The following is a 12,501-nucleotide window of genomic DNA, read 5'->3' as shown; positions in this document are numbered from 1 at the left end:
AAGGAGGCGCACGCTAGGTTGTCTCTGTGGCTACGACGAAACTCGACCGGAAGCTCCTCGCGGAGACCGCCCTGAGCCTCCTCAACGAGGTGGGCCTGGAGGGGCTGACGCTGCGCGCCATCGCCGATGAGCTGGGCGTCAAGGCCCCCGCCCTCTACTGGCACTTCAAGAACAAGCAGGCGTTGCTCGACGAGATGGCCACCGAGATGCTGCGCCGGATGGCTGCCGAGTTCCTGGGCCACACGGACGGCCAGACTTGGGACGACGCCCTGACCGCCGCGATGCGCGGAATGCGGGAGCACCTGCTGCGCTACCGCGACGGCGCCAAGGTCTACAGCGGAACCCACTTCACCGATATGTCGTACGCGGCCCCCATGGAGGCGCATCTCCAAGTCCTGGTGGCCGGCGGCTTCACGCCGGAGGGGGCGGGCCGCGCCTGGTTCACCGCGTACGGCTACACCATCGGCTACGTCATCGAGGAACAGTCGATGCGGCCGGCCCCGGGCGCCGGGTCTGCCGGGGGCCCCGGGGGAACCGACGGCTCCAAGGGCTCCAAGGAGTCCCAGGGCCCCAAGGACTCCCAGGGTTACGACCTCGCCGCCCGCGCCGAACGCCTCGCCGCCTTCCCCCTGGCCGCCGCCTCCGGCCCCGCCCTCTTCGTCGCCGCCGACGAGGGCTTCGAACTGGGTCTGGCGGCGGTGGTCACGGGGATCGGGGCGGTACTGCGCACGGGCGGCGCCCGCCCCGATCCTCGCTGAGTCACCGCAGGTCTCAGCCCTGCACCCGCCGGAGCCGCACCACCGGAATATCGCGCTTTGTCTTCTTCCGGTACTCCGCGTACGGGGCGAACAGCTCGACCAGGCCGGGCCAGACCCGCTCCTTGTCCTCGGGGGACAGGGTCTCGGCGCGGGCCGCGAACCGTTCCGTCTCCACCCGGAGCTGGACGTCCGGGTTCTCCTGGAGGTTCAGGAACCACTTCGGGTGGGCGTCCGCCCCGCCGGCGGAGGCGACGATCAGGTAGTCGTCGCCGTCCTTGCCGTAGATGAGGACGGTGCGGCGCAGGGTGCCGGTCCGGCGGCCGACGTAATCGAGCAGCAGGCACGGGGCGCCCTGGATGGTGGTGCCCTTCGTGCCGCCCGACGACTCGTACAGCTCGGCCTGCTTCGCGACCCAGCCGGTGGGGCTGATCTCGACCTTCTCACTCATGGGCGCCTCCTGTTGCGGTTGCTGGTCGTGCCCTGTCCATGCCCAAGCCCGTCCTTGGGCGCGAGCCACTGCCACTGTGGCACTTCGCGCCGGGGTGTGGCTCGTCAGGCCCGGACGCTCCCTTGGCGTAACCGGCACCGGCCGTACCCGGGCGTGCCGTCCCCGGCTGCCGGGGCGGTCAGTCCTCGTCGGGCTCCGTGAAGAGGTCCGCGTCGAAGGGACGTACTCCTTCTTCCGGGGTCCACAGGGCGGCCAGTGGCATCAGCTCCTGGATGCGGACGCCACGCACGCCCTCGGGGGTGGGGAGCAGCACCCTGATGCCCGGGTGGTAGTCGAAGAGGATCTGCCGGTCCCGGCCGCAGGGGCCGACCGGGCCACGCCCGTGGTTGCCGACCGCCACGATCGTCGTCAGCTCCCGCGCCCCGGACGCCCGCGCATGCCCGAGGGCGACCAGCTCGGCGCAGGGGCCGCCGAGGAAGTGGAAGAGGTTGATGCCCGGGAACATCCGGCCGTCGGCGGCGCGGACGGCCGCCCCCATGGTGTGGATGCCGTCGGTGCCGGGGGCGGGTGCGTCGGTCTGGGCGTCGACGGTCTCCCGGGCGAGGGCGATCAGGGCGTGGTCTTCGGGGGTGAGGGGGTGCAGGCGCATGGGGGAATGGTAGGGACGGGGCTGGGGTGGTCAGTTCAGCAGGCGGCGGGCGCGCCGGGCCACCCTGCGGACGGTCGGGTTGCGGGGTACGAACGCCAGGCGGCGGGGCAGGCCGCCCGGCAGGCCCAGGGCGGTCAGGCGGCGGCGTTTGAAGTAGCGGCGGGCGAAGTGGGTGCGCAAGTAGCTTTCGGCGTACGGGCGTTGGGAGGTCAGGAGCTGCGGCTGCATGGCGTAGCCGACGGCGGCGACCAGAGGGGCCGGGTCGGCCGGGGGGCGCGGGGGAGTGGTGGTCCGCAGGTTCTCCGGGCTCTCCGGGTCCTCCAGGTCGGGGAGCAGGGCGTCGGCCAGGGTGACCGGGATGCGGTTGCTGTTCTCGTACGGGGTGAGGCGTTCGAGGAGCAGTTCGGTGCCGACGCGGGCGACCGGGATTCCGTACAGGGCGTGGGCGGTGAACAGGGCGGTGGAGAAGCAGCCGACGACCAGCGCGGGGTTGAGCCGACGGTAGAGCACCTCGGCGAGCAACGGGGCTTCGAAGACGGTGAGTTGGGCGCCGAGGAGGTGGGCCTCGCGCTCCAGGAGGTGGGACCAACGGGCCGGGGCGGAGGGGTGCGGCTTGAAGACGATGTGGCGGTGGCCGTGGGCGACCGCGCCGCGCAGCATCCGTACGTGCAGGGCCTCTTCCTCCTCGGGGGTGAGGATCGAGAGGGCGGAGAGGTACTGGCCGAGGAGGAGGGCCGGGGGTTCGGAGGGTGCCGCGAGGTCTCCGGTGTCGCCCGCGTCCTCGGTCAGCTCGGTGAGGACCTTCAGGAAGGCTTCCGAGGGGACGAGCTCGGCGGGGACGTCGAACTCGCGGAGGAGGAGGGGGCGGAGACCGGGGACCAGGTCCAGGTGGAGGAGGCGGCGGACCCGGCCGCCGATCAGGGGGTCGAGTTTGTTGCGGGTGGGGCCGTAGCTCATCAGGCCGTCGGCGTAGACGTCGATCGGGGCGTCGGGAAAGAGCTGGGCGACGGCCTGGGCGGGGGAGACCTGGAGGGATTCCAGGATCAGGGTGAGGTGTTCGTCGGGGGCGAGGCCCCATGCGCGCCTCAACTGCCTCTCCCAGAGCGGTACGTCGTCCGGGCGGGGGGACCAGCCGCCCGGGTGCATCGGGGCGATGGTCGCGTTCCAGTCGAGTACGTCGTCGAAGCGGGTACGCAGCCGGGCGAAGCCGGGGGAGTCGGTGAGGGCCGGGGTGGTCTCCGGGGTGGCCGCGTTGTTGCTGGTCAGGAGGATGCGGCGGTCGGCGGGCGGGAAGGCGCCGCTGTCCAGGGCGGCGGCGAGGGTGGCGGTGCCGTAGGGGGTGGAGGCGAGGAAGAGTTGGGTGGTGCGGGTGGGGTGCGGGGTTTGAGGGGTACGAGGGGATTGAGGGGTACGAGGCATCAGACGGCCGCCCCTTTGGTGGTGGTGCCGGCGGTCCCGGCGGTGCAGTTGGCTCCTGAGGTGCTGATTCCGCTCAGGCCGCGCCGTAGCCTGCGCAGGCGGCCGGCCCGGTCGGCGTCCATGGAGTTGAGGGCGTCGGCCAGGATTCCCTGGGGCATTCGGCGCAGGGCCGCCGCGCTCATGGTGCGCAATTTCCTGGCCACCGCCGGTTCGAACCGTTTCGATTCCTCCGCATTACCGAGGTGGTGGGAAATGATCGCGCAGTAGGTGCGTACCGCCTTCGGCAGAAGGGAACGCGCGTCCGCGTCGCGTGCGGTTTCCGCCAGTACCTGGTCGAAAGCGCGGATGAAATCCAGTTGTCGTACATCCCCGATCTGGGTGAGCGAGGAGGAAATTCCTCTTCGGTAGAAAATCCCCAGCAGGCCGACCACCGCGAAGGATTCCGCCTCCCGGTGCAGCCGCCAGATCCACGGCCGGTCCTCCGCCGTGCGCAGCCCGTCGGTGAAGTGCAGCAGTCCCGCGTCCAGCAGACGGCGGTGGTAGATGCCCGCCCAGGCGTACGCGTAGTCGACGGAGGTCGACCGGTCGGCGGGCAGGATCGCCTCGCGCGGCGGCATCGACACCCCTCTCCTGCCGTGCGGGACGCGCTGCACGGTACGGGTCCTCCCGGTGCACACCACATGGTCCGTACGGACGAAGTCGCACCCCAAGTCGTCGATGGAGTCCACCAGTTGGGAGTAGAAGCCCGGGGCCACCCAGTCGTCCCCGTCCAGGAACGTCAGGTACTCGCCGCGCGCCGCGTCGAGCCCGGTGTTGCGTGCCGTCGCGAGGCCGCCGTTGCGCTGGTGTCTCAGCAGGACCGCACCCGGAAGATCACGTTCCGCACGGCGCAGCAGCTCCGGGGTCTCGTCCGTCGAACAGTCGTCGACGAGAAGGAATTCGAAGTCCTCGCGCGCGTTGGCACGCAGACTTCTGAGGGCATCGGGCGCGTATGTCTGCACGTTGTAGAACGGCACGACGACGGAGAGCTTGACCACTCGCCGGACATTAGGGCGCGGGGACGGATGAGCGGTGAACTGCCCGTGTCGCAGAGGTGAATCGCTCCGCTCGAAGTCGTCCGGAAGTCTCCCGAAAGCCCTTTCGCGGCCCGCTGTGTCCGGCTGTCGATTGCTGTTAACCGGCTGTTGCTGCCGAGTTGGGCCGCGCTCCGGAACCGTTCTCTAGCTTTTTCGTCGTGCCAGCCAGAACAAGGACGAGTAATTCAATGCGAGTTGCCGTACTCGCGGATTCGGACACCCGTTGGAAATGGGGTGCGCTTACGGCCAGCCGGATTGTCGGGGAGAAGTCCGGTGGTGCGGATGATTCCGATGGTTCCCGTGCCCGTGGCTCCCGTGGCTCCCGTGGTGAGATCACCGGCTTTCTGCTGCGGGGGCGGGCGACGCCTACTTCCCGCCAGCTCTCCGAGGTGGCGAGCGGGGTCCCGGCGCCGCGCGAGGTGACGGGCACCGAGTTCATCGACCTGGTGCGCACGGGTCCGTACGACGTGGTCGTGCTCGCCCTGGTCGGCGGCTCGGTCCAGGCCATGCTGCACGGGCTCGCCAGGCTCTGGCCGCAGCCGGTGCGGCGGCCGGTCCTGGTGACCGGGTACGTCGGCGTCGTATACGAAAAGCTCGCCGACGGCCTGCTGCTGCGGCACGGTGCTGACCTCGTCCTGGCGAACTCCCCTCACGACGAAGCCAGGTTCAGAGAGGTGTACGCCGGGGTGGGCGCCGACGCCTCCTCGGTGACCGGGGCCGCCCTGCCGTTCCTCGGCGGCGCGCCCTACGGCGGGGTCGCCGACGCGGTGGTCTTCGCCGCGCAGCCCTCCGTACCGGAGAAGCGGGCCGACCGCGCGTATCTGCTGCGCCGCCTGGTGGGCCACGCCCGTCTCCACCCGGACCGCGAGGTGATCCTCAAACTCCGCAGCAAGCCGGGCGAACACACCACCCACATCGAGGAGTTGCCCTACCAGCGACTGGTCCGCGACCTCGCCCCGCCGCCCAACTTCCGCCTCGTGTACGGCCGTATGGACGAGGTCCTGGACCGCGCCGGACTCCTGGTCACCGTCAGCTCCACCGCCGCTCTGGAGTCCCTGCACCGGGGCATCCCGACCGCACTCCTCACCGACCTCGGCATCCGCGAGCCCCTCGGCAACCACTACTTCCTCGGCTCCGGCTGCCTCACCTCCTGGGACCGCCTCGACGAGGGGCACCGCCCGACGGCCGACCCCGACTGGCTGGCCCGGCACGGGGTGACGCACGCGTCCGACCCGTACGTCTCCGTCCGCACCCGCATCGACGACCTTCTCGCCCACCCCCAACTCCCGCCCCCCGCCCCCTACTACACCCCTACCACCGCCACCGGCTACCTCCCCGGCATCCTCGCCCGCCACCGTCTCGACGAGACCCCGCCCGAGCAGGTGACCGGCGTCCGCCGGGTCATCCGCGACGCACTGCGGGACGCGGCCCGGGGGGCGTACCGGCACGGGGTGCAGCGGGTGGCCCCGGCAATCCGACGCATGGGAGAGCTGTGAGCACGCCGCACGACATCGAGGGGACGGGGCCAACAGGCCTATCCGGCCATCTCAGCCACTCAGGCCATCTCAGCCACTCGGACCACCTGGGCCACGCGGACCATGTGGGCCATCTGGACCACCTGGGCCACCCCGGTTACACCGACCGCGCCGGCGGGCCCGACCGTCCCGCCCGCCGCGTTCTGGCCGTGATTCCCGCCCGGGGTGGCTCCAAGGGTGTCCCCGGCAAGAACCTGACCGCCGTCGGGGGCGTCCCGCTGCTGGTCCGCGCGGTACGGGCCTGCTTGGCGGCGCGCCATGTCACCGAGGTCGTGGTCTCCACGGACGACGAGACGATCGCGGCGACGGCCCGTACTGCGGGTGCCGAAGTGGTCGTACGCCCGAGGGAGCTGGCCCACGACACGGCCACCAGCGAGGCGGCCCTGCTGCACGCGCTGGACGCCTGCGAGGCCCGCTCGGCACCGGCGGATGTGGTGCTGCTCGTCCAGTGCACCAGCCCGTTCGTGTCCCGCGAGGACGTGGAGGGCGTCGCGGCGGCGGTCCTGGAGGGCGCGGACACGGCGGTGACGGTGGCCCCGTTCCACGGCTTCGTATGGCGGGAGTCCACTGGGCCCGCAGGCCCCACCGAGCTCCACGGATCCGCCGCCCCCGTGGCGCCCACCGCGCCCACCGCCCTAGGCGTCAACCACGACCCCGCCACCCGCCCCCGACGTCAGGACCGCCCACAGGACCTCCTTGAAACGGGGGCCGCCTACGCCATGGACGTGTCCGGCTTCCGGGCTCACCGGCACCGCTTCTTCGGGCGCACCGCCCTGGTCCGTACCGACCCCGCGCGGGTCCTCGAAATCGACGACCCGCACGACCTCGACCGGGCCCGCGCCCTCGCGCCCCTCCTCGATACGGCCGCACACCCCACCCGCAGTGAAGTCGACGCCGTGGTCATGGACTTCGACGGCACCCAGACCGACGACCGGGTCCTCGTCGACGCCGACGGACACGAGACCGTCGCCGTCCACCGGGGCGACGGCCTCGGCATCGCCGCCCTCCGCAAGGCCGGGATCCCGCTGCTCACCCTCTCCACCGAGCAGAACCCGGTGGTCGCCGCCCGCGCCCGCAAGCTCCGTATTCCGGTGCTGCACGGCGTCGACCGCAAGGACCTCGCCCTCAAGCAGTGGTGCGAGCAGCAGGGCATCGACCCCGCCCGCGTCCTCTACGTCGGCAATGACGTCAACGACCTCGGCTGCTTCGCCCTCGCGGGCTGGCCGATCGCCGTCGCCAACGCCCACGCCCACGTCCGCTCGGCCGCCCGCGCAGTGACCACCCTCCCGGGCGGCAGCGGCGCCATCCGCGAAATCGCGGGCTGGCTCCTGGGCCCCGGCCTCCGGCCCACCCACCCCACCCTGCCCAGCCACCCCGACCTCCGGCCCACAAGGCCGGACCCCGACACCCCGGGGCCGGGAATCCACACCCCGATTCCCGACCCCGGCACCCACACCCCAAGCCCCAGCGCCCCAAGCCCCTCCTCCCACACCCCGAGCCCCCTGACCCGACCCGACACCCCGCTCATCCCCACCTCCGTATCCACCCCCACCCCCCTCTCCACCCCCACACTCCCCAACTCCCTCTAAGGACGCACCACATGAGCAACGCAGCCAACCCCACCAGCCGCCTCCGCAGCCTTGGGGCGAAGACCGCCGGGCCGGGACACCCCGTGTACATCACCGGTGAGATCGGTATCAATCACAACGGTGACCTCGACAAGGCCCTCGCCCTGATCGACGCGGCCGCCGAGGCCGGCTGCGACGCGGTGAAGTTCCAGAAGCGGACACCGGAGATCTGCACCCCGCGCGACCAGTGGGACGTCGAGCGCGACACTCCCTGGGGCCGGATGACGTACATCGACTACCGCCACCGCGTGGAGTTCGGCGAGGACGAGTACCGGACCATCGACGCGCACTGCGGGAAGCGCGGCATCGACTGGTTCGCCTCCCCGTGGGACACCGAGGCCGTGGCCTTCCTGGAGAAGTTCGACGTGCCGGCCCACAAGGTCGCCTCCGCCTCCCTCACGGACGACGAACTCCTCCGCGAGCTGCGCGCCACCGGGCGCACCGTCATCCTCTCGACGGGGATGTCCACACCCGCCCAGATCCGGCACGCCGTCGAGGTCCTCGGCAGCGCCAACATCCTGCTCTGCCACGCCACGTCGACCTACCCGGCCGTCGCCGACGAGCTCAACCTCCGTGTCATCAACACCCTCCAGGCCGAGTACCCCAACGTCCCGATCGGCTACAGCGGCCACGAGACCGGCCTCCAGACCACCCTGGCAGCCGTGGCCCTCGGCGCCGCCTTCGTCGAGCGGCACATCACCCTGGACCGTGCGATGTGGGGCTCCGACCAGGCCGCCTCCGTCGAGCCCGGCGGCCTCACCCGCCTCGTCCGCGACATCCGCACCATCGAGGCGTCCCTCGGCGACGGGATCAAGCGGGTGTACGAGTCCGAGCTCGCCCCGATGCGCAAGCTGCGCCGCGTCCCGGGCGTCGTCGCCCAGTCCGCAGACCAGGCCGCTGAGTCCGCCGCCCAGGCCGACCGTTCCGCCCAGGCCGAACACCCCGTGGGGGTCTGACGCCATGACCCCACGCAGCGGCGCCCCCCGCGCAACACGCGCCCCCCGCGCCACCAACACCCTCGCCTTCGTCGAAAGCCCCGTCCAGCTGCTCAACGTCCTGGAGTGGGCCCACACCGCGACGTACGACATGACCGAAGTGACCGTCGTCGTGCTCTCGCCCACCGACCCCATGTCACGCGGGCAGCTCCGCCGGATGGCCGAGCTGGCCCGTGACGAGGGGTGCGTGGTGCGCTGGGAGGACGCCAGGGACGGGATGGGGGCGCCGCTGCGTACCGTCGGCGGACTGGCCGGGGCACTGCGCAGGGCCGAGCGTGTCGTGATCGGCGACCCCTTCTCCCGCTATGTGCAGCTGCTGCTGACGCTGGTCAGGGCGCCGTCGCTGGTGGTGGTGGACGACGGGACGGCCACCATGGAGTTCGCCGGCCAGCTCGCGCGGGGCGAGCGTCTGGTGCGCTGGCACCGGCGCGGCGGACGCCCCGGAGCGCGCGAACTCCTCCTCGCGCCCGTCACCACCTCCGCACGCCGCCGCCTCGCCCCCACCCCCCGGCGCACCGTGGAACTCTTCACCGCGATGCCCGTCACGGAGTCCCTCCCCGGCATCACGGTCACCGCCAACGACCTGAACTGGACCCGTGCCCGCTTCGGCCCGCCGCGCCTCACCCGCACCGCCGACCTGGTCGGCACCTCCCTGGTGGAGACCGGCGTGGTCGACCCGGACCACTACCTGCGGGCCGTCCGTTCGCTCACCCGCAGCCACGGCGCCACCCGCTACTTCGCGCACCGCCGCGAGAGCGCGGACAAGCTGCACCGGCTGGCCGTGGAAACCGGCCTGGAGATCGTCCGCCCGGATCTTCCCCTCGAAGTCATCGCCCGCCGGGGGCCCATCGGGCGTACCATCCTGAGTTTCCCGTCCACGGTCGTACACACCCTCCCCAGGGCACTTGTGGGTACGGACGTGAAGGTGGCCGTCTGCGACATCGACCCCGAGTGGCTGTCGGCCACTGCGTCGCCGCGCGCCCGGGGGTTTCTGTCAGGGGTCGCAGAAACAGCGCGTGACGTGCGCAAACTCCGGGTGCTGCCGGTGACGTAGCCCTCCGGGTAACTCCCTTAGATACCCGTCTCACATCGTGGGCAATCCTCGAACCGCCGTTTTTCTTACGCCTATCGGGCTGAAGTTTTGTTGATGGGTAGGCAGTTGGGGGTGGTGTGGGCCTACCGTTGACGGGGTGAACCAGTTGATCTCCCTCGTGTCCGAAGCCGGTCCCGACGCCGGAGACGATCTCCCCGGCACGCTGCCCGAAGCGCTGCGTGCCGAACTGATCGCCTTCCGGCGGGACTTGCACATGCACCCCGAGCTGGGCAACCAGGAGTTCCGCACCACCGCCGCGATCAAGGCCCGCCTGGAGCAGGCCGGTCTGACGCCGCGGGTGCTCGGCTCGGGCACCGGTCTCGTCTGTGACATCGGCGACTGGGACGGTACGGCTCCCATGCTCGCGCTGCGGGCGGACATCGACGCGCTGCCCATTCCGGACGCCAAGGTCGGTGTGCCGTACCGCTCGACCGTCCCGGACCGGGCGCACGCCTGCGGGCACGACGTACACACCACTGTCGTCCTCGGGGCCGGACTGGTACTCGCGGACCTGCACCGCAGGGGTCAACTGCCACGCCCGGTAAGGCTGTTGTTCCAGCCCGCCGAGGAAGTGCTGCCCGGCGGCGCGGCGGACGCGATCAAGTGCGGGGTGCTGGAAGGTGTCGGCCGCATGATCGCCGTGCACTGCGACCCCAAGGTCGACGCGGGGAAGATCGGCCTCCGCACCGGGCCGATCACGTCGGCCTGCGACCGGCTGGAAATCGCTCTTGACGGGCCCGGCGGCCATACCGCCCGCCCGCATCTCACCACCGACCTGGTGACGGCCGTGGCGAAGGTGGCCACCGAGGTGCCGGCCGTGATCTCCCGGCGGATCGACGCCCGCTCCGGCCTCTCCATCACCTGGGGCCGCATCGAGTCCGGCCACGCCTGCAACGTCATCCCGATGCACGCCGAACTGTCCGGCACGGTCCGCTGCCTCAACCTGGACGCCTGGCGCGAGGCCCCCGACCTGATCCACGCGGCCGTCGCCGACATCGCCGACCTGCACGGTGCCAAGTCGCAGATCAACTACATCCGGGGTGTCCCGCCGGTGGTCAACGACGGCGCGGTCGTCGAGCTGATGGCGGGCGCGATGGCCGCCCGCCGCGGGGTGCACTCCATCGAGGACACCGAACAGAGCCTGGGTGGCGAGGACTTCTCCTGGTACCTCGAACACGTGCCGGGCGCGATGGCCCGCCTCGGCGTGCGTACCCCTGGTGACACGGTCAAGCGTGATCTGCACCGGGGTGACTTCGACGCCGACGAAAGCGCGATCACTGTGGGTGTGGAGCTGTTCACGGCGGCCGCCCTGATGGATGCTGTCCGGGGATAACCGCAGGCGGCGAGGTTGGTGACCCGCCGGGACAAGAGTGACGAGGGGCGTCCCCGGTGGCCGTGAAGGCACCGTGGGGCGCCTTTTCGTAGCATCCTCCAAGGGGGTTAGCTATGTCCGTTGTGAGTATGTACATTGCTTATGTACGTCATCCCCTGGCAAATCGAACGCGCGTCGATCCGGTAACGACTGATGAACAGGTCTTTACGCGACATCTACGCGCGTTACGATCGCCGCGAAACCAGCGCCGTTCAGAGGCGCTTCGGTCAGGTTGAAGGAGCGTCCCGTGCGCCGGGTATCCAAGATCGCCGCTGCGAGTGTCACCACCGCAGCCCTCGTTTTCGCCGCCACCGCGTGTGGCGAGTCTTCCACCGAGAGCCCCTCGGGCTCCGGCGGTGACGGCAAGCTCAAGATGGGCATGGCCTACGACGTCGGCGGCCGTGGCGACAACTCGTTCAACGACTCCGCCGCCCGTGGCCTGGACAAGGCCAAGAAGGAGCTCGGCGCCGAGACCAAGGAGCTCACCGCGAAGGCCGGCGAGACCCCGGCCGACCGCGAGCAGCGCCTGGCCTCCCTCGCGGAGGGCGGCTTCAACCCGGTCGTCGCCGTCGGCTTCGCGTACAAGGACGCCCTGGACAAGGTCGCCAAGAAGTACCCGAAGACCCACTTCGGCCTGGTCGACTCGGTCGCCGACGCCAAGAACATCAACAGCATCGTCTTCACCGAGGAGCAGGGCTCCTACCTCGCCGGTGTCGCCGCCGCGCTGAAGTCCAAGTCCGGTGAGATCGGCTTCATCGGCGGTGTCGACATCCCGCTGATCAAGAAGTTCGCCGCAGGCTTCCAGCAGGGCGTCAAGGAGACCAAGCCCGACGCCAAGGTCTCCATCCAGTACCTGTCCACCGGCTCGGACCTGTCCGGCTTCGGTAGCCCGGACAAGGGCAAGGAAGCCGCCAAGGGCATGCTCGACAAGGGTGCGGACGTCGTCTTCGCCGCCGCGGGCGGCTCCGGCGCCGGCGCCATCGAGGCCGTCGCGAACAAGAAGGGCTCCTGGGCGATCGGCGTCGACTCCGACCAGGCCCTGGACCCGTCGCTCTCCAAGTACAAGGCGTCGATCCTGACCTCGGTGGTCAAGAACGTCGACACCGGCGTCTTCGAGCTCGCCAAGTCCATCAAGGACGGCAAGCCGCGCACCGGCACCACCACCTTCTCCCTCGCCGAGAACGGCGTCACCCTGACCACCACGGGTGACCACCTCAAGGACGTCCAGGCCAAGCTGGACGAGGCGAAGAAGAAGATCGTCGACGGCTCGATCACGGTCAAGTCCACGCTCTGACCGACCCCTTGGGCCGGCCCGGGGGCGCCTGGGGACCGGCCCCGGTGGAATCGGGGCCCGCAGAGAAGCTTCGGCTGCTCTCCGGGCCCCGCTTTCTGCTCTCCCCCGTGCTTCACTTTTGGGCCGGGCTGCTCCACAATTTGGCGAAGCTACGCGCGTAGCTCGCGCGGCGCGCGGTAACTTTCCGCCACACGCCGCGACATGACGTTCCCGTACGTACGGCCGATACTTGAC

11 protein-coding genes are annotated in these 12,501 nt (G+C 70.7%); 7 read left to right on the top strand and 4 right to left on the bottom strand.

Annotated elements, in window-relative coordinates; all coding sequences use genetic code 11:
- The first annotated feature begins 26 nt into the window (after positions 1-26).
- Entirely contained in the window at positions 27-758 is a 732-nt protein-coding gene (locus tag ACIA73_RS07435; protein WP_399437323.1) for a TetR/AcrR family transcriptional regulator C-terminal domain-containing protein, read from the top strand.
- A gap of 13 nt (positions 759-771) precedes the next feature.
- Here ACIA73_RS07435 and ACIA73_RS07430 read toward each other — a convergent pair whose 3' ends face one another.
- The 4 genes from ACIA73_RS07430 to ACIA73_RS07415 all read right to left on the bottom strand — a co-directional run bounded on the left by ACIA73_RS07430 (position 772) and on the right by ACIA73_RS07415 (position 4,311).
- Positions 772-1,206: a nitroreductase family deazaflavin-dependent oxidoreductase gene (locus ACIA73_RS07430; protein WP_399437322.1), complete on the bottom strand. Its 435-nt coding sequence runs from the start codon at positions 1,204-1,206 to the stop codon at positions 772-774.
- A gap of 178 nt (positions 1,207-1,384) precedes the next feature.
- Positions 1,385-1,855 carry a cytidine deaminase family protein gene (locus ACIA73_RS07425; protein WP_399437321.1) on the bottom strand — a complete coding sequence of 157 codons (471 nt, stop codon included), beginning with the start codon at positions 1,853-1,855 and terminating at the stop codon, positions 1,385-1,387.
- A gap of 30 nt (positions 1,856-1,885) precedes the next feature.
- A complete protein-coding gene (locus ACIA73_RS07420; RefSeq protein WP_399437320.1) occupies positions 1,886-3,274 on the bottom strand; it encodes an alpha-2,8-polysialyltransferase family protein in 1,389 nt (462 codons plus the stop codon).
- Positions 3,274-4,311, bottom strand: coding sequence for a glycosyltransferase family 2 protein (locus ACIA73_RS07415; protein WP_399437319.1), 1,038 nt, complete (start codon positions 4,309-4,311; stop codon positions 3,274-3,276). The genes ACIA73_RS07420 and ACIA73_RS07415 overlap by 1 nt, the downstream gene beginning before the upstream one ends.
- A gap of 227 nt (positions 4,312-4,538) precedes the next feature.
- Here ACIA73_RS07415 and ACIA73_RS07410 point away from each other — a divergent pair, with 227 nt between their 5' ends.
- The 6 genes from ACIA73_RS07410 to ACIA73_RS07385 all read left to right on the top strand — a co-directional run bounded on the left by ACIA73_RS07410 (position 4,539) and on the right by ACIA73_RS07385 (position 12,267).
- A complete protein-coding gene (locus ACIA73_RS07410; protein WP_399437318.1) occupies positions 4,539-5,846 on the top strand; it encodes a DUF6716 putative glycosyltransferase in 1,308 nt (435 codons plus the stop codon).
- A 122-nt stretch (positions 5,847-5,968) separates the two neighbouring features.
- On the top strand, positions 5,969-7,474 hold the full coding sequence (locus ACIA73_RS07405; protein ID WP_399437485.1) for a cytidylyltransferase domain-containing protein: 1,506 nt from the start codon (positions 5,969-5,971) through the stop codon (positions 7,472-7,474).
- An 11-nt stretch (positions 7,475-7,485) separates the two neighbouring features.
- Complete coding sequence (locus tag ACIA73_RS07400) at positions 7,486-8,469, top strand: N-acetylneuraminate synthase family protein (protein WP_399437317.1); 984 nt, start codon at positions 7,486-7,488, stop codon at positions 8,467-8,469.
- Between the two features lie 4 nt (positions 8,470-8,473).
- Positions 8,474-9,562 (top strand): hypothetical protein, encoded by a 1,089-nt coding sequence (locus tag ACIA73_RS07395; protein WP_399437316.1) that lies wholly within the window; start codon positions 8,474-8,476, stop codon positions 9,560-9,562.
- A gap of 136 nt (positions 9,563-9,698) precedes the next feature.
- Entirely contained in the window at positions 9,699-10,934 is a 1,236-nt protein-coding gene (locus ACIA73_RS07390; RefSeq protein WP_399437315.1) for an amidohydrolase, read from the top strand.
- A 286-nt stretch (positions 10,935-11,220) separates the two neighbouring features.
- On the top strand, positions 11,221-12,267 hold the full coding sequence (locus tag ACIA73_RS07385; protein WP_399437314.1) for a BMP family protein: 1,047 nt from the start codon (positions 11,221-11,223) through the stop codon (positions 12,265-12,267).
- The last annotated feature ends 234 nt before the right edge of the window (positions 12,268-12,501 follow it).

This window comes from Streptomyces sp. NPDC051561 (assembly GCF_044454195.1).
In the GTDB taxonomy this organism is placed as follows: Bacteria; Actinomycetota; Actinomycetes; order Streptomycetales; family Streptomycetaceae; genus Streptomyces.
This window is presented reverse-complemented; position numbering and strand designations above follow the sequence as displayed.